At 60.8% G+C, this 17,259-nt stretch carries 13 protein-coding genes; 2 read left to right on the top strand and 11 right to left on the bottom strand.

The window, feature by feature from the left end; genetic code table 11:
- Positions 1-36: 36 nt before the first annotated feature.
- Complete coding sequence (locus JQ604_RS26410) at positions 37-1,404, bottom strand: MFS transporter (protein WP_212363553.1); 1,368 nt, start codon at positions 1,402-1,404, stop codon at positions 37-39.
- A gap of 127 nt (positions 1,405-1,531) precedes the next feature.
- Here JQ604_RS26410 and JQ604_RS26405 point away from each other — a divergent pair, with 127 nt between their 5' ends.
- Complete coding sequence (locus tag JQ604_RS26405; protein WP_212363552.1) at positions 1,532-3,160, top strand: GMC family oxidoreductase; 1,629 nt, start codon at positions 1,532-1,534, stop codon at positions 3,158-3,160.
- Positions 3,161-3,177: 17 nt separating this feature from the next.
- On the opposite strand, the gene JQ604_RS26400 is transcribed toward JQ604_RS26405, so the two are convergent.
- From JQ604_RS26400 to JQ604_RS26370, 7 genes are all read right to left on the bottom strand, one after another.
- Positions 3,178-4,659, bottom strand: a complete 1,482-nt coding sequence (locus tag JQ604_RS26400; protein WP_212363550.1) for an aldehyde dehydrogenase — start codon at positions 4,657-4,659, stop codon at positions 3,178-3,180.
- Between the two features lie 45 nt (positions 4,660-4,704).
- Entirely contained in the window at positions 4,705-5,424 is a 720-nt protein-coding gene (locus JQ604_RS26395; RefSeq protein ID WP_212363548.1) for a haloacid dehalogenase type II, read from the bottom strand.
- Positions 5,425-5,738: 314 nt separating this feature from the next.
- Positions 5,739-7,715, bottom strand: coding sequence for a transketolase (tkt, locus tag JQ604_RS26390; protein WP_349631149.1), 1,977 nt, complete (start codon positions 7,713-7,715; stop codon positions 5,739-5,741).
- Between the two features lie 125 nt (positions 7,716-7,840).
- On the bottom strand, positions 7,841-9,700 hold the full coding sequence (locus JQ604_RS26385; protein WP_212363545.1) for a TRAP transporter large permease: 1,860 nt from the start codon (positions 9,698-9,700) through the stop codon (positions 7,841-7,843).
- 7 nt (positions 9,701-9,707) lie between these two features.
- A complete protein-coding gene (locus tag JQ604_RS26380) occupies positions 9,708-10,721 on the bottom strand; it encodes a TRAP transporter substrate-binding protein (protein ID WP_212363543.1) in 1,014 nt (337 codons plus the stop codon).
- A gap of 68 nt (positions 10,722-10,789) precedes the next feature.
- Entirely contained in the window at positions 10,790-11,647 is an 858-nt protein-coding gene (locus JQ604_RS26375; RefSeq protein WP_249158651.1) for an alpha/beta fold hydrolase, read from the bottom strand.
- A gap of 1 nt (position 11,648) precedes the next feature.
- Complete coding sequence (locus JQ604_RS26370; RefSeq protein ID WP_212363541.1) at positions 11,649-12,569, bottom strand: NAD(P)-dependent oxidoreductase; 921 nt, start codon at positions 12,567-12,569, stop codon at positions 11,649-11,651.
- 240 nt (positions 12,570-12,809) lie between these two features.
- On the opposite strand from JQ604_RS26370, the gene gcvA reads away from it, so the two are divergent.
- Positions 12,810-13,703, top strand: a complete 894-nt coding sequence (gene gcvA, locus JQ604_RS26365; protein ID WP_212363539.1) for a transcriptional regulator GcvA — start codon at positions 12,810-12,812, stop codon at positions 13,701-13,703.
- A 66-nt stretch (positions 13,704-13,769) separates the two neighbouring features.
- Here gcvA and JQ604_RS26360 read toward each other — a convergent pair whose 3' ends face one another.
- The 3 genes from JQ604_RS26360 to JQ604_RS26350 form a co-directional block, all read right to left on the bottom strand.
- Complete coding sequence (locus JQ604_RS26360) at positions 13,770-15,050, bottom strand: glycerate kinase type-2 family protein (protein WP_212363537.1); 1,281 nt, start codon at positions 15,048-15,050, stop codon at positions 13,770-13,772.
- A 182-nt stretch (positions 15,051-15,232) separates the two neighbouring features.
- Positions 15,233-16,231 carry an MBL fold metallo-hydrolase gene (locus JQ604_RS26355; RefSeq protein WP_212363535.1) on the bottom strand — a complete coding sequence of 333 codons (999 nt, stop codon included), beginning with the start codon at positions 16,229-16,231 and terminating at the stop codon, positions 15,233-15,235.
- A 167-nt stretch (positions 16,232-16,398) separates the two neighbouring features.
- Positions 16,399-17,253, bottom strand: a complete 855-nt coding sequence (locus JQ604_RS26350; RefSeq protein ID WP_212363533.1) for an NAD-dependent epimerase/dehydratase family protein — start codon at positions 17,251-17,253, stop codon at positions 16,399-16,401.
- Between the last annotated feature and the right edge of the window lie 6 nt (positions 17,254-17,259).

Here is a 17,259-nt window from a genome sequence, read left to right as displayed (position 1 = left end):
ATCCGCGGATAGCGCTGCCGCTTGTTTGCCCTCGATTCAACGAACCGCACCGGCAGAGGCCCCAACTGTCGCAGGCGCGCTGCGGGACTTTTGCCGGGTGAAGTAGACCACCGAAACGGCCACACACGCCGTCCAGATTCCGGCCACACAGTAGATGCCCAGGTCCAGCGTGGATGTCGATTGCGTGAGAAAGCCGATGATGAAGGGCGCGAAGAAGCCGGCCGTCAATCCGATCGAATTGATGAAGGCGATTCCGGCGGCGGCCGAAACATCCTTGAGGGCAGCCGTCGGCAGACTCCAGAACACCGGCAGCACCGCCATGACTCCGCCCAGCGCCATGCTCAGCCCGATCAGGACCAGAACGAGGTTGTGCTTGAACCAGACGCTGATCAGGAAGCCGGCAACGCCGAACAGGCAGCTTCCGACGAAGTGCAGGAAGCGCTCGCGCTTCCGATCGGAGTTGCGACCGACTGCGAGCATCACGATCACCGCTCCGGCGTAAGGCACCGCCGAATAGATGCCGAGCTGGACGGTGTCGGTAACCCCTGCCCCCTTGATCAAGGACGGGAGGTAGAAGAAAATCCCCGATTGGGCGAGCACGATCCCAAAGAGAATTGCAGCAAGCAGGAGCACGTCGACGTTCTTGAAGACGTCAAGAATGCCCATCTCGGGCTTCCTGACGTTCTCCGCATCGATGTTGGCGCGAAGGCGCACCTTTTCCGATGAAGACAACCAAGAGGCACCCTCGATGGTGTCGCTCAGCTTGAACCAGACCACGAATGCCAGCAGGACGGCCGGGAGACCCTCTAGCAAGAACATCCACTGCCAGCCGGCGAGTGACGCAGCTCCGTGCATGTGGGCGATGATCAGACCGGAAATCGGCGCACCGAAGATGCCGGCAAGAGGTGCAGCGAGGTAGAAGAGCGACGTGACGGTGGCGCGACGCTCGGTCGGATACCATCGCATCAGGTAGAAGATGACGCCGGGAAATAGCCCGGCTTCTCCGATCCCCAGCGCGATGCGGAAGATATAGAAGGAATATTCGGACCAAACCAGCATCATCCCCATCGAGATGAGGCCCCAGGTCATCAGGATGCGGCTCAGCCATCGCCGCGGGCCGAAACGGTGCATCAAAAGATTGCTGGGGACTTCCGATGCCGCATATCCGAGGAAGAAGAGTCCCGCGCCGAGCCCATAGACGGCTTCGTTCAATCCGAGATCACCCATCATATGGGGCTTGGCAAAACTGATGTTGATCCGGTCGAGATACGACACCGTGTAACAGGTGATCAGCAGCGGCATCAGATAGAGCGTGACTTTCCGGTAGAGAGCGTCATCGCTCCCGGCCTTCGATCGCCCCGTTTCCTCACCCATGGCCCCCTCCTCCTTCTTTACAGCATTCATTAATGCATGCATTACTGCGATCGTTACAAATGTAAGGCTGGAAATCAAGCTGTTTTCACTGCATCTTTGGTCCCCGTCGGGAAAACCGTGGGTCGACGACGCCGAAACGCGCCTGGGGAATGGATCGATGAGCGAGGAATTCGACTACGTGATCGTTGGCGCCGGCGCCGCTGGATGCGTCCTCGCGAACCGGCTTACGGCCGATGGCGTCACCACGGTTTGCCTGCTCGAGGCGGGGCCGCCCGATCGCAACCCCTTCATCCACCTGCCCGCCGGTTTCATCAAGACGCTGTTCGATCCGACCTGCACCTGGCAGTTCAAGACGGACCCGACCGAGCGGACCGGCGGCCGACCGATCGCGACAACGCAGGGCCGCACGTTGGGCGGCGGCTCGTCCATCAACGGAATGGTCTACAACCGCGGACAACCGGCTGACTTCGATGGATGGGCCCAACGGGGCAACCGGGGGTGGGCTTGGGACGACGTCCTCCCCTACTTCCGTCGCTCGGTGCGGCGGTTGGATATCGAGAAGGGGCTCGAGCAAGGCGAAGCAATTCCGGTCACCCAAATGGACTGGCTTCACCCCGTCTCCGAGGCCTTCATTCGCGGTTGCATCAACGCGGGCATTCCGCAAAATCCGGACTATAATGACGGCCATCAGGCGGGCGTGGGATACTTCCAGCGCACGATCGACCGGGGCTGGAGAGTCAGCAGCGCGCGCGCATTCCTGAAGCCCGCCCTGTCTCGGTCAAACCTGGAGCTCCGCACCAACGTTCGCGCGAGCGAAATTGTGCTCGACCAGCGTCGCGCAGTGGCCGTGCGGTATCTGCGTCGACGCGGCGACGCGCCAAACGAAGTTTGCGCGAGACGCGAAGTCCTCTTGTCGACGGGGACTGTCAATACCGCACGGCTGCTCCAGGTTTCCGGCATCGGCCCGGCGCCCGCGCTTGCATCCTTGGGTGTCCCCTTGAGACACGAGTTGAACGGAGTAGGAGCGAACTTTCGCGACCACTATGCGGTGCGGATTGTCATGAAAGCCCGGCCCGACGTCGTCACATTGAACGAACTGTCGCGCGGGCTACGCCTTGGAGGGCAGATCGCCCGCTGGGCTATGGGCTTGCCCAACATTCTGGCGACGTCCCCGTCGCAAGTCCATGTGTTTTGGAAATCATTCGAAGGCCTCGATGCGCCGGACCTCCAATGCGTGTTCACGCCCGGCTCCTACAAGCAAGGCGCCGTCTATGTGCTGGACGACTATCCCGGCGTGTCGGCCGGCGCCTGGCCGCATCGCCCGCAAAGCACGGGATATGTGCGCGCCCGCTCCACGGACGTCTTCGAGGACCCGGTCGTTCAGCCGAACTATCTCAGCGACCCGCAGGATCGGCGTGCCACGATCGGCGGCCTCCGCCTGGTCCGCCGACTCCTGTCGATGCCCGAACTCGCGCAGTATCTCCAGAACGAGACCCTGCCCGGCCCTGACGTGACCACCGACGACGAACTGCTCGACTACAGCTATCGGAACGGGACCACCTGCTACCATCTCATCGGAACTGCGCGCATGGGACCGGCAACCGATCCGGATGCCGTCGTGGACAACGAGCTTCGGGTCCACGGACTTGACGGCCTGCGGATCGTTGACGCCTCGATCATGCCGACGATGCCGTCTGCGAACACGTACGCCACGACGCTTATGATCGCAGAAAAGGCTGCCGACATGATCCGAGGTCGACAGCCGCCAAACAATCAGGCCGGGTGATAGAGGCGCAACGCCTGTCAGCGCATCACGAAGGGATCCACCACGTCTTCCGCGGTCCCAATCATGATGCTCTTGGTCTGGAGATAGTTCTGGATCGAATCCAGTCCATTCTCCCGGCCGATGCCCGAATGCTTGTAGCCACCGAGAGGCGAGAGGTAGCTGATCACACGATAGGTGTTGACCCACACCGTGCCAGCCTGAAGTCGCTCCGAGACCCGGAGGACTCTTCGAATGTCCTGCGTCCAGAATCCCGCAGCAAGGCCGAGCGTCGTGTCGTTCGCGATCGCGATCGCTTCCTCGTCGTCGTCGAAGGGAATGCACGCCAGAACGGGACCGAAGACCTCTTCCTGGGCAATGCGCATCCGGTTGTGCACACCGGTGAATATCGTCGGTTCGACGAAGCAACCGCCCTCTCCGATGTCGGGCCCGGTCGCCGGCCCACCACCCAGCACGCAGGTCGCGCCCTCGCCCTTCGCGACATCGATGTAATCGAGAATCTTTCGATATTGAGGCGGCGTCGTGACGGGACCGACCTGCGTGCTGGCCAGCAGCGGATCGCCCTTCTTGGCCCGTCCGGCAAACGCGACGACGCGCTCCACGAACTGGTCGTGGATGCTCCGATGAACGAGGAGGCGTGAACCGGCGATGCATGTCTGTCCGGTCGCAGCGAAGATCCCCGAGATGACGCCTTTGACCGCGTTGTCGATCTCGGCATCGTCGAACACGATGTGAGGCGACTTGCCGCCGAGTTCGAGCGTCACCTTCTTGAAGCTGCGTGCGGCCAGTTCGCCGATTCGGCGCCCGGTGGCTTCGCTCCCGGTGAAAGCAATCTTTGCAACATCGGCATGCGAGATCAGGGCATCGCCGATCTCACCTCCAAACCCGGTAACCACGTTGAAAACGCCCGGCGGAAAGCCGGCCTTGTCCACAAGCTTCGCGAACTCCAGCGTTGAGGCGGACGTGAACTCAGACGGCTTTGCGACGAAGGTGTTTCCCGCGGCGAGCGCCGGCGCGAGCTTGTAGGCGAGAAGCAGAAGCGGCGAATTCCAGGCGGTGATGCCGACGCATACGCCGAGGGCCTCCTGCCGCGTGAAGTTGAATGTCTGCGGCTTGTCGATCGGGATGACAGCGCCCTGGACCTTATCCGCGAGGCCGCCGAAATAGTAATACCACTGCGGAATGTACTTCAGCTGGAACGCCATCTCGTTGATGAGCTTGCCGTTGTCCGTCACCTCGGTTCGGGCGAGTTGCTCGGCGTGTTCGGCGACGAGATCGCCGAGGCGTCGGAGCAGATGTCCGCGCTCGGTGGCCGTCAGCTTTGGCCATGGCCCCGTTCTGAATGCCGCCTTGGCCGCCTCCACGGCCCGGTCGACATCCTCAGGCTTTCCTCGTGGGATCGTTGCCCATGCCTTGCCCGTGAAAGGATTGAGAGACTCGAAGCGTTCGCCGCCGACCGCCTCGACCCATTCGCCGCCGATGAACATCTTGTAGGCTTGCATTGCGCTCTATCCTGTTCTCAACTGGGCCCGCAGACTGGCGTGTATCTAGGCGCCGACGCGCTCGGCAAGCTGGATAATGTCGTTGGCCACGACGTCCCAATCCTGCGTCGGCTGGAGATCGGTCTTCTGGCCCGGACCATGCTCGGTCGGACGCGGGATGAACGCCGTTTTCAGGCCAGCCGCGCGCGCAGCAGCGAGGTCGCCATTGTGCGCCGCGCACATCATGACCTCCGCCGGATCGAGATACATGAGCCGGCACACGCCGAGATAGGTCTCGGGATGTGGCTTGTAGTGCCGAAACAGCTCGCAAGAGAAGACATTGTCCCATGGCAGTCCGGCATGCTTCGCCATATTGACGAGCAGCGCAACATTCCCGTTCGACAATGGGCCGATGACGTAGCGGCGCTTGATACGGGTGAGCCCCTCGACCGCATCGGGCCAGCCTTCGAGCCTGTGCCATACGCGGTTGATGTGCCGGCGCTGCTCCGCTGACAGGACCTCCAGGTCAAGTTCAGCCAGCACCTGATCGAGGGCATGAGCGTGGAGCTCGTCGAGATTGGTCCAGGCGATTTCCCCGGTCCTGACCCGATCCTTCTCGGGTTCGTACCGTCCCCGCCACTTGTCGGCCAAGGCGGCCCAATCCGCCTTGATCCCTTCGAATTCTCCCCACGCCGAGAGGTCGCGAATGATACTTCCACGCCAGTCCACCACCGTGCCGAACGTATCGAACACGATCGCCTTCACTCTCTGGATCGAACTCTTCATCACCGGCTCCCTCAGCTGCGGCCAGGGTCCCAAATCCGCCAAACGCGTCTTTGAATTTATTAATGTATGCATTATTTCTGTCAAGCCTCGCAGCCGGACCGGCCACGCGACTTGACCGCCCCTCACCCGTCGGACGAATGCGACCTAAAGGCGCCTCCGGGCTGCCGGTCAGTAGATCGACAGACAGCCTGCATGCAGGAGAGGCACACGGGGAAACTGGAGGATCGGCCGGGCAAACCTCGCCGGGCGCGATCGTGTGCTGGCCTCGTTTCCCGGCCGTCCGCGTCGCGCTCAACTGACGGCCGGATCGGCCCTCACGATTTCTTGCCGGACTCAAGACGTTGCAGGACCTTGGTCACAATGTTCTCCGCCGTAATCCCGAAATGGCGGAACAGTTCCTCGCCCGGCCCCGAGGCTCCAAAGCCTGACATGCCGACAAAGATGCCGGCGTCTCCGATATAGCGCTCCCACCCGAGCCGGACGGCGGCCTCAATGCCTACGCGTAGCACGTCCTTTCCAAGAACGCTTTGTCGATAACTCTCTTCTTGCTGCTCGAATGCTTCCCAGCACGGCATCGATACCACAGCGGTCGGAATGTTCTGCTTCTTCTCGAGAAGTCCCTTCGCGTCGAGCGCGACGGCGACCTCGGACCCGGTCGCCAGCAGCGTAACCCGCGGTGCCCCGCCTGTGGCTTCGGCCAGAACATAGCCACCGCGCGCGCTCAAATTCTCGTTCGAGTGCGCGGTCCTTACCGACCGCAGGGCTTGGCGCGACAGGATGAAGGACGAAGGACCGTCGCGCCGCGACAGCGCCATCTCCCAACACTCCGCGACCTCGACGGCATCCGCGGGACGGAGCACCAGAATATTGGGGATGGCCCTTAGTGAGGCCAGGAATTCGACCGGCTGATGCGTCGGGCCGTTCTGCCCAATACCGATGGAATCGTGACTGTTGATGAAGACGACGGGCAACCCCATCAGGGCTGCCATCCTGATGGCGGGCCGCAAGTAATCGGAGAAGGCGAGATAGGTCGCCCCGATCGGCATGATTCCGCCGTGGGCGGCCATCCCGTTCATGATCGATCCCATCGCGTGTTCGCGGACGCCATAATGCACAAAGCGCCCACTGCGCTCAGTCGCCGTGAACGCCTGCAGGTCTCGTTTGTGACAGGTCGGCCCCTCGAGATCCGGCGCGCCGCTCAGCAATTCCGGAAATACGTCGAACAACGTCGCCACGGCCTCGCCGGACGACAGGATGGATGGTTGGGCCGGCAAGGAAAGCGCGGACTTCTTGTATTGCCGCAAGGGAGCCTGCCAGTCCGCAGGCATCGTGCGGCGCGCCAGGCGTTCCAAGAGCGCGCGTCGCTCAGGCGCGAGTTCGCAGACCCGCGACTTCCAGGTATCGTACCGTTCCGTATTGCGCGCGCTAACCAGGCTCCGCCAGCCGTTCAGGACCTCGGAAGGGACAACGAAGGGCGGGCTGGTCCAGCCGAGTCGTTCGCGAGCGGCTTGCGTATCCTCCTTGAAAACGCGCCCGCCATGCGCGCCCCGTTTTCCCTCGAGCCGCGGGAACCCGCGGCCGATCACCGTCGCGCATGCAATGAGGCTGGGCCTCGGATCGGATTTCGCGTGCGCGATCGCGACGTCGACCGATTCGAAATCGTGTCCGTTCGCATCCAGGACCTGCCAACCCGCCGCCCGGAAGCGCGTCCGAATATCTTCGCTGGTCGACAGGTCCGTACTGCCGTCGTCGGTCATCGAATTGTCGTCCCAGAGAACGACAAGTTTTCCGAGACGAAGATGGCCAGCCAGCGCGAGCGCTTCCTGGGCGACCCCTTCCATCAGGCAACCGTCACCCGCGATGACATAAGTGAAGTGATCGAGCAGGTCGGAGCCGAGCATCTGGCGCAGATATTCTTCGGCGATGGCCATACCCACGCCATTGGCGAATCCCTGCCCCAGAGGCCCGGTGGTGACTTCGATACCGTGCTCGACCGCATATTCCGGATGACCATGACAGATGGAGCCGAGCGTACGGAAGCGCTTGATCTGCTCGATGTCGATCGCCTCGTACCCGCTCAGGTACAGCAACGAATAGAGCAACATCGATCCATGACCGTTGCTCAGGATGAATCTGTCGCGATCGATCCAGGTCGGATCGGCGGGGTTGAACTTGAGATGGCGCGTGAAAGGGACGGTAGCGATCTCGGAACAACCAAGCGGTGCACCAGGATGACCGTCGCTGGCATTCTCGATGGCGTCGAGAGAGAGCATCCTGATTGCATTGGCCATCGCCCGCTCCAGGTCTTGATCTCGAGATACGGGTGTTTGGGGCACGATAGTCATGTTTAACCCTTGTGTGTTCACGTCTGTGATTGTTTCTTCGCCGTCCGATCAGATCGTGCGAGGCTGAGGCGCTAGAGAAAGCCGATCGAGAGCCAGGGGATGAACGCGACCACGACGAGGCCGGCAAGCAGCGCCAGCATGTATCCCATCAAGGGACGAATGCCTTCCGCCGGATCGGCGCGACCGATCGCGCAAGCTGCGTAATAGCCGACCCCGAATGGCGGAAGGAAGAGTCCCATTCCCATCGCTAGGATGATCACCATCGCATAGTGCACCTCGTGAAGCCCGACCACCTTCGCGATCGGGAACATAAGAGGAGCGAAAAGCACGAGCGCCGGTATTCCCTCCAGCACGCTCCCCAGGACGATGAACATCAGGATCGACACGGCCATGAAGGTCGGGCCGCCGCCGGGAAGCGACGCCATGACCTTTGCGAGATCGCGCGAAAACCCCGACTGCGTCAAACACCAGGCGACGGTTGTCGCGGCACCGATGATGAACAAAATGGCGCCCGACAGCGCGGCCGTGTCGATCAGCATCTTTGGAACTTTCGACCAGTCGCACCGGCGATAGATCAAAAGTCCAACGATGACCGAGTATGCGATACCGATGGTCGAGACTTCCGTGGCCGTGGCCACGCCCTCGACGACTGCCGCTCTGATGATGAACGGAAGCGCGAGCGCCGGGAGCGCGAAGAGAAACGCGCGGAGAACATCCCGCCGCGGCGGCTTCGAGATGTGCGAGAGATCCTCTCGCCTGTTCCTCCACCAAACGACCATCGCCAGGAAGAGACCGAGGACGACCGCCGGTACCAAGCCCCCTGTAAAGAGCGCCGCGATCGACACGCTGGTTACCGAGCCGATCGTGATCAACACGAGGCTGGGCGGGATGGTCTCGGTCTGGGCGCCGGTCGCGGCGAGCAAGGCGACGAGCTCGCCGCTCTTTTGCCCCCGCTTCCTCATTTCGGGCAGCAGCGAGGGTGCGACGGCAGCCATGTCCGCGGTCTTCGAACCGGAGATACCGGAAACCAAGTACATCGCGCCGATCAACACATAGCTCAACCCGCCTCTGACGTGCCCGAGCAATGCAGCAAGGAAGTCGACCATCGCCTTCGCCATCCCTGTGAGTTCCATCAGGTATCCAAGGAACACGAAGAGCGGAACGGCGAGCAGGATCAGATGCGACATTCCTTCGTCCATCCGCCCGGCAATCGTCAGAACGGGCGAATTGGTTGCAAGGCCGATATATCCGAGTGCAGCCGTGCCGAACGCAAATGCGATGGGCACGCCGAGGAACACGGCCACGCCGACCAGGCCCACGAAGAACAGTACGAGGTTGAGGTTTCCGAGGCCCAGGAAGAAGCCGCGAGACAACCACACGAGCGCAGTGAGGCCGGCCACCAGGCAAAAGGCGGTCACCAACCGCTGTCGTGCAATCGAACCGACCTTTGCGAGCGCGAAAACGACCATCAGGACGAGGCCGACAGGCAGCGCCGCTGCGCGTATCGATCCCGGCAACTCCAGCGCCGGCGTAATCACAAACGACTCCTCATGCGCGTAGTCGATCGCCGGCCAGAGCATGAGGACCATGAAGGCGACGCAAGCCAACAACGCCACCGTTTCGCAGCTTGCCCGCGCCGAAGGGCCGAAACGATCGACAAGGGCCGTCATGCGCATGTGCTGGCCGCGGTGCAGCGCGATGGCGGAGCCGAGCATGGACAGCCACACGAACAGGATCTGAGCGAGTTCGTCGGTCCAGACGATCGGCGCGTGAAAGACATACCGGGCAATCACGCCGATCGACAACACTCCGACTTCGACCGCAACGACGGCGGCCGCGAACAGTTCGGTGAGAGATATCAGGCAAGCTATCAGCCTTGGGCCAAGACCCGGCCGAACGCCGATCATCACTGGTTCGTCGGTCACCGCCATCGTGCCCTCAGCTCAGCTTCCCGCTCGCTGCCTCGAGAAGAGACCAGGCTTCGTCCCCGTACTTGGCCTTCCATTCGCCGTAGAAGCCGGACTGCTGCAGCTTGGAGCGGAACGCGGCCGTATCGACCTTGATGAACTCCAGGCCCTTCGTGCTCAATTCGCCCTGGAGCGAGTTGTTGAGCGCCGCAACGTCGGCGCGCTGCTTGACTGCAGCCTCGTTGACCGTCTTGACGACGACATCGCGGTCCGAGGCCGGGATACCGTCAAACGCCCGCTTGTTTGCCAGGAACCAGAAGCCGTCCCACATGTGGTTGGTTTCGGAGAGGTACTTCTGGACCTCGTACATCTTGGCGAAGTAGATTCCCGCCAACGGATTTTCGAGGCCGTCGGCCACCTTGGTCTGGAGCGCGGAATAGGTCTCGCCCCACGGAATCGAGGTCGGCGACGCGCCGAGGGATTTGAACAGCGACGTCCACAACGGACTCGGCGGCACCCTGATCTTGAAGCCCTTTAGATCATCGGGCGTCTTGATCGGGCTCTTGGCCGCGGTCGTTTGCCGAAAGCCGTTGTCCCACATCTTCTCGAAGGCAACGATATTCGACTTGGCGAAGCTCGCGACGATGTGTTTTCCAAGAGGACCGTCGACGGCATTCCAGACCTGGGAATAGTCCGCGAAGGCAAATCCGATTCCGGTGATCGCGGCGACCGGCACAAGGGTGGCTACAATCAGGCCCGATGAAGCGAAGAACTCGATCGCGCCCGACCGCAGCTGGCTCAGCATATCTGCGTCGGTGCCAAGCTGACTGTTCGGAAAGACATCGATTGCGACACGTCCGTCGGTCAGCTCCAGGATCGTCTCGGCCGCCTCCGTCATCCGCGTGTTGAGCGGATGATCCTTCGGCATGATATTGGCGAACTTCAACTTGAACTGCGGCTCGGCCCTGACAATCGAGGGATATGCAAGACCAAGTGCAATACCAACGCCCCCGTGAAGCACGCCGCGTCGTGACAACTTTCTCATCGTCTCCTCCTCCACAATGTTACTGGTATTTTCTTTTGGTCGATTTCTGCGCGGGCGAACGCCTGCGCCTATTCCTTCTCTGCAAAGAAGCCCAATAACGCCTCGGAGATGAATTCCGGCGCCTCTTCGGCCACCCAATGTCCGCTGTCCGGGATCGTGCCGCCCCGCACAGTTTCAGCGACACGCTTTAGCGACTCGATGGTCTCGAGCCCGCGTCCGAATGCCTTCTCGCCGCCCAGCGCCAAAACCGGCATCTTGAGCTTGCCTTGCGATGCCAATATCGCCTGATTGTCCGCGACATCCTGAGCAAACGCCCGGTAGTAGCCGAACATTGCCCGAAACGCCCCGAGCTTCCTGTAGGTCCGGTAATATTCCTGCTTGTCGTCCTCCGAGAGGCAATTCGCGCGATGGCCGTAGTTCTCGAAGAACCAGTTGAGCACCAGTTCCTCACGCCCCGCGCAGAGTGCCTCCGGAAGATCCGGCGTGCGATAGAAGGGGTGATGCCATCGCCGCCCGCCCTGCGACATCTCCCCGCCATCGCCCGGAATCGTCACGTCTAGAATCGCGAGCTTCGAGACCGCCTCCGGGTGATGTGCAGCGAGCGAGAACGCGACCGGCCCGCCCCAGTCGTGGCCGACAAGATGAAAGCGCTTTATTCCCAAGTGGCCGTTGACAAGCTGCCAGATGTCCTCGGCTACGGTCTTCTTGTCGTACCCCCATGGCGGACGAGTCGAGTCTCCCAGTCCACGAAGGTCAGGAGCGATCACGAAATATCGCTCGGCGAGCCGTGGCATGACGAACCGCCATTCATGCGAGGACTGAGGGATCCCGTGCAGGAGAACCACGGGATCGCCCTTGCCGGCGGTCAAGTAATGCAGCGAAACGTCGGTCAGATCGGCGAACTGACTGTTTGTTTGGCGCATCATCTCACCTTCCCGACATGCCGGTCATTGCGCGATACGCTCTTACGACCTGACTGTCGTCGACCTGGCCAAAGCCTTGGCCTGAAACCGCCAAGAACATCTGCTGTGCGATCGACGCCAGCGGGGTCGGCGCTTTCAGACGCAGGCCGGCATCCAGGACGATTCCGAGGTCCTTGACGAAGATATCGATGGCGCTCGTCACCTGAGGTTCGCCCGCGATCATGCGGGAGCCCCTGTCGCGCAGCATCCAGCTGGACGCCGAGGATTCAGAGAAGATGTTGATCAGTATCTGAGGATCTATGTCGGCCTGCGCACCGAGCGAGACCGCTTCTGCAGCTGCCGCCAGATGCACGCCGCACAGGAGCTGGTTGATTGTCTTTACCAGCGCCCCCTGCCCAGGACTCGACCCGACATGATGCACCTTGTCTCCCATCGCCTGAAGAAGCGGCTCCGCGCGAGAAAACGTTTCGTTACTGCAAGCCGCCATGATGGTGAGCGTAGCTGAGGCGGCACCCGCGACTCCTCCGGACACGGGAGCATCGACGAAGCTGCGGCCGGTTTTGGCGACCGCCTTTGATATTCTTTCGACGTCCGCCGCTGGACAGGTCGCCATGAGCACAACGCCGCCTTCTTTTGGCAGAGCATCAAGAACGCCCGCCTCAAACAGCAACTGCTCCGCCTGGGCAACGTTCACCACCATGAGCACGAGAAAATCCGCTCCCAGCGCGGTATCCTTCGCCGCATCGGCCCAGATACCTCCGTCCTTTTCGAAAGCGGCGCGAGCTTCGGCTCTGACGTCGTATCCCCTCACGCGATAGCCGCGAGCGCAGAGATGCGCGGCCATCCTTGAGCCCATGGATCCGAGGCCGATAAACCCGATGTTGATTGCCTTGGATGGATCCGTGCTCTTGCTGTCCCGCGTCATGCTCATATCGCAATGGTGTCCCTTCGTATTCCTTTCGAGCACGCGGCCTCCCTGCCTTCGCGAAGGGAGCGCTGACCGAGCAAGAAGGAGCGGAGGACTCTCGCAATGAGAGCACAGTGGGCGTACCTCCGGATCTTGCGGTTGTCTGTCCGCATTCTCTATCGCTTGAGCCTAGTAACCTTGCCCGGCCCCAACAAAGGAATTAAAGTCCAAGTTAGATGATCTGTATTCATGTGAACCATGACCCACCTGCTCCACTTGCGCGCCATTCAGATTTTCGAAGCCGCCGCGCGTCTTGGCTCCTTCCTTCGCGCCGCGGACGAATTAATGGTGACGCCCTCCGCCGTGAGCCACCAAATCAGATCACTGGAAACCACTTTGGGCGTACAGCTCTTTCATCGAATCAACCGCGCGGTCATGCTGACCGACGTCGGTCGAAGGTATGCCGACGAAGTATCCGAGGCGCTCGGGCGAATTGAAGCCGCAAGCCAGACTGTCGCGAGAAAAGGCAAAAGCGACATCCTGACGATACATTCGGTCCCGAGTTTTGCGAGCCAGTGGCTGATGCCACGGCTCTCCAGATTCGGCGCGCTCAATCCGGAAATTGATTTGAGATTGAATGCGTCGGGCGACGCTGCCGATCTCGGAGGCGATGCCGTCGACATCGATATTCGATACGGCACCTTCGTGCCTGCAGCTTACCTCGGGGTTGATTCCTTCCCGCTCGAGACGATCGTCGTGTTGTGCTCACCCAAGCTCATGAAAGGCGCATCGCGGATTCGGACGCCGGGCGACATAAAGAAGCACGTCTTGATCCACTCCGAGGTCAACCTCTACCGATGGAAGCACTGGGCGGATGACGCAAAGCTCGAGCTGGATCTAGAGCGCGGCCCTCGTTTTGACCGCTCTTTCATGGCCATCAGCACCGCCGTTGACGGCCTCGGTGTTTGTTTGGAGAGCCGACTGCTAGTCCAACGCGAGCTCGAAAGCGGTCGCCTGGTCATGCCTTTCGGACCGAATGGCGCTCGTATGCTGTGTCACAGCCTGGTATACCGCCGCTCTCGCACCAACGTACCGAAGATCGCCACGTTCCGGAAATGGATGTCGCAGGCTTTACGCGAGACTGAAACGTAGGGGCACGTCGAACGCGCGGATGATCGCATGCCGTTCCGCTCCGAATGGGCCAGGCGACGGCAGCGGCTACTCCACCAGGATTACCCGCAGATCATTGACATTCGTCAACGTTGGACCCGTCTGCAGCAGATCGCCAGTCTCTGCGAAGAAGGCGCTTGCATCATTGTTGCCGAGATACGACCGAGCGTCGAGGCCTCGCGATTTGGCCCTACTAAGGGTCCGCTCGTCAATGATGGCGCCGGCAGGATCTGACGCGGCTCCGCTGCCGCCATCTGCACCATCGGTATCTGCAGCAAGAGCTGCGATGCCACTCTCGCCGTTGAGCCCGATGGCTAACGCGAGTGCATACTCCTGATTGGGTCCGCCGAGCCCATTGCCGCGAACGCTGACCGTTAGCTCCCCACCCGACACTATGGCGACGCGCTTTCGTTCCAACCGAGCTTGTAGCGCCAGGCGCGCATGATTGGCCGCGACATCACGCGCCTCACCTTCAAGATCAGCTCCGAGATCGATGATCTCGTAACCAGCTTTCCTTGCTGCAGCAATCGCTGCAGCCAGCGAATCTCGTGGCCTTGCGATTAGCTCCAGGCGCGTCCTGGCGAAACACGGATCATTAGGCTTACAGCTCTCGTTTTGCGGATCACTGAGGGCACGACGAATCGCGTCATCTGGCAGGAGGTCGTATTTCTCGATTACCGCTCGCGCATCCGCGAGCGTCGTCTGATCCGGTACGGTCGGTCCGGACGCGATTGAAGACGGATCGTCGAATGGCACGTCGGAGATTGCAAGCGCCACGACCTCAGCCCGCCTGCTGGCACGCGCGAGGCGTCCACCTTTGATATGCGACAGGTGTTTGCGGACGATGTTAATCTCGTCGATGCGTGCGCCGGAGCGCAACAATGAACGCGTCAGTTGCTGCTTCTGAACGAAGGTAATGCCGTCAACAGGAGCGATCCAGTTGGCGGAGCCGCCACCGGACAGCAACACCAAGACCAAGTCTTCCTCTCGGGCACTCTGGGCGAGTCGCAGCGTCCTTTCCGTACTCTCCAGTCCTGCCTCGTCTGGCATCGGATGGCCGGCCTCAACGACTTCGATGCATCTCGTCGGCACGCCATGACCGTGCCGGGTCGTCGCAATGCCGATCAGTCGATCCGGATCAAACTTGAACACATCCAGGTAGTGCCGCTCGGCCGCTGCGGCCATGGCGGCGGCCCCCTTGCCGGCTGCGAGACAGATCAAACGGCCCTCCGGAGCTGCCGGAAGATGAGGCACCAGTATGACGTTGGGATGGGCGGCGGCGATCGCAGCATCTAGAACGGCGCGAAGGAGAAGGCGTCGATCGGTCATTTCAATACTCATTCTAAAAAAGGGCCCGACCTCTAGGGCCGGGCCAGTCTCGGGAGGAGCGCTTGCGCGCTTGTTCGGTCGGTATCACCGACCAACTTGTCAGGCGCCATTAGACCGGCGGCTGAGCTCCGCTGATAGGTCCGGTCAATGTCTGGCGGTGCCCGACTTGACCTACCCGCAAGCTAAAGAGACGACATGTGCATTGGCTCAGGATAATAGCGGAAGCCGTCACCATCCTTCCCTACGTGGCCAAGGCCGGGCCAAGGGAAGTGATATGACATCAGCGGCGTCCTGTTGGCGGCCAACATATCGAGCACTCTCACACGTGATTTCACCGACAGCTTGGAATCCGTGTCGAACAGAAACTCCATTCGAGGTTTTTCGAACAGCAGCACGGGATGGTGTGTCAGATCCCCGACATAGCAAAACGACTTCCCCGCCGACTCGATCATGAAGCAGTGATGACCGAGTGTGTGACCGGGCGATGCAATCGCATGAACTCCCGGCAGAAGCTGCTCGCCGTCGTTGAAGAAAACGATGCGATCGCGCACGGGCGGCAGGTTATGGATCGCCGCCTTGACCAGACCATCGAGATCACCGCCGAGCTTGCTCTTGTCAGTCCAAAAGTCGTAGTCGGTCTGGCTGATGTAGATCTGTGCGTTCGGGAAGGTCGGCTTGTTATCGTCCCCCCAGATACCACCGATGTGATCCCAGTGCGCGTGCGAACAGACGACCGCGTCGATGTCCTCAAGAGCAATTCCGGCAGCGGCGAGGCTGCTCCTCAGGCGCCCCGTGGTCGGCCCGAACTGCTTGAGTGATCCCATTCCGGTGTCAAACAGGACCAGCTTGTTTCCAAAGTTGACAACCGGCGCATTCTGCTCGAGCACGACCTCCTTTGTCGGAAGGAAGCTCTTGTCGAGCATCCGCACGACTTCCTCCTTCGGCACCCCCAGAAAGCTTTCGCTCGGGTCTCCAAGGGGCAGCGGTCCGTCCGATACGACAGTGACCTGTGCTTCCCCCAACGCAAACCGATAATACGACGGAACCTGCTTATCGGACTTCGGTTCCTTGGCTTCGCTGCGCGTAGCAACCACCTCGGTCAACGCCGCACCGCCCACCAAGGCCGCTCCCTTGACGAGATCCCGGCGCCTCATTTGCGAACGAGTCTTTCTTGACTCCATTTGCTCCTCCCAATGAACGCGGTTTGTTAGTTTAGGCTGGACGTCGGAAGGCTACGGCGTGCCAGCACAAGGCTACAAACGAAATGGTTGGGTGGATAGGTGACCCCATTTCATCTCAGTCAAAAGCGGCGCCCCGACTTTTTGAACGAGAAGTTCTTGTCTGACCCTTATTTTTGAGCCGGCCGCCAACTATGCTCCGGCGAATAGCCGAGCACTCGACGTGCCTTGTCTATGGAAAGCAGCGTCTCATGTCCGCTAATCTTCCTCTTGAACGGTACGCCAGGAAAATATTTCTGTGCGAGCTCGACACTCGACGTCGGCGATACCGTGTCGGAATTGGCAATTACGAAGACTTCTGCCCCCTTCATATCCGCCTCCAGCGATAATCGAATGGCCTGAGCCCCATCACGTGCATCGATGTAACCGAACAGATTGAACTTTCGATCTTCCGGATCGAAGGACGGAAATTGCGCGTATTCGGCCGGATCCATCACGTTCGAAAACCGCAGGCACGCAATCTTCAGCAGGGGATCCCACCGGCAAAACTGACGTGCAATTTCTTCGCCGACCGCTTTGGAGAGCGAGTAAGCCGTCTCAGGCCTCGCCGGATAGTCTTCGTCGACTGGAAGATATGGCGGCGGATCCTTGTATGGCAGACCGAGCAAGGTCTCGCTTGAGGCCCAGACCACATTGCGTATGCCAAGGCGCCGCGCCGCCTCAAAGACATTATACGTACTGGCCGTATTGATACCGAATACCTCGCTGATAGCCACAACTCCGGGCATTGGAACGGCAGCGAGGTGAACGACTGCGTCCACTCCGCGATTGTGATACCATTCCATGCCGGAAAGCAGCTCTATCGTGCGGTCGAGATCCGTGAGATTGACCTGCACGAAAGGACAAAGGTCCACCGCAGGAGGTGCGACATCCGCGTTGACCACGTTGTAGCCGTGATCCAAGAGATCCTTTACGCAAGCTCGGCCGAGCTTGCCGCTTCCACCAGTGACGATGACCAAGGTCATGCGATA

This window comes from Bradyrhizobium jicamae (assembly GCF_018130695.1).
Classification (GTDB): Bacteria; Pseudomonadota; Alphaproteobacteria; order Rhizobiales; family Xanthobacteraceae; genus Bradyrhizobium; species Bradyrhizobium jicamae_B.
This window is presented reverse-complemented; position numbering and strand designations above follow the sequence as displayed.

Coding starts and splice junctions, on each gene's coding strand:
- gcvA (WP_212363539.1), top strand. CDS start 12,810: ATGACCCACCTGCTCCACTTGCGCGCCATTCAGATTTTCGAAGCCGCC.
- JQ604_RS26370 (WP_212363541.1), bottom strand. CDS start 12,569: ATGACGCGGGACAGCAAGAGCACGGATCCATCCAAGGCAATCAACATC.
- JQ604_RS26410 (WP_212363553.1), bottom strand. CDS start 1,404: ATGAATGCTGTAAAGAAGGAGGAGGGGGCCATGGGTGAGGAAACGGGG.
- JQ604_RS26350 (WP_212363533.1), bottom strand. CDS start 17,253: ATGACCTTGGTCATCGTCACTGGTGGAAGCGGCAAGCTCGGCCGAGCT.
- JQ604_RS26380 (WP_212363543.1), bottom strand. CDS start 10,721: ATGAGAAAGTTGTCACGACGCGGCGTGCTTCACGGGGGCGTTGGTATT.
- JQ604_RS26375 (WP_249158651.1), bottom strand. CDS start 11,647: ATGATGCGCCAAACAAACAGTCAGTTCGCCGATCTGACCGACGTTTCG.
- JQ604_RS26395 (WP_212363548.1), bottom strand. CDS start 5,424: ATGAAGAGTTCGATCCAGAGAGTGAAGGCGATCGTGTTCGATACGTTC.
- JQ604_RS26385 (WP_212363545.1), bottom strand. CDS start 9,700: ATGGCGGTGACCGACGAACCAGTGATGATCGGCGTTCGGCCGGGTCTT.
- JQ604_RS26405 (WP_212363552.1), top strand. CDS start 1,532: ATGAGCGAGGAATTCGACTACGTGATCGTTGGCGCCGGCGCCGCTGGA.
- tkt (WP_349631149.1), bottom strand. CDS start 7,715: ATGGCCAATGCAATCAGGATGCTCTCTCTCGACGCCATCGAGAATGCC.
- JQ604_RS26400 (WP_212363550.1), bottom strand. CDS start 4,659: ATGCAAGCCTACAAGATGTTCATCGGCGGCGAATGGGTCGAGGCGGTC.
- JQ604_RS26355 (WP_212363535.1), bottom strand. CDS start 16,231: ATGGAGTCAAGAAAGACTCGTTCGCAAATGAGGCGCCGGGATCTCGTC.
- JQ604_RS26360 (WP_212363537.1), bottom strand. CDS start 15,050: ATGACCGATCGACGCCTTCTCCTTCGCGCCGTTCTAGATGCTGCGATC.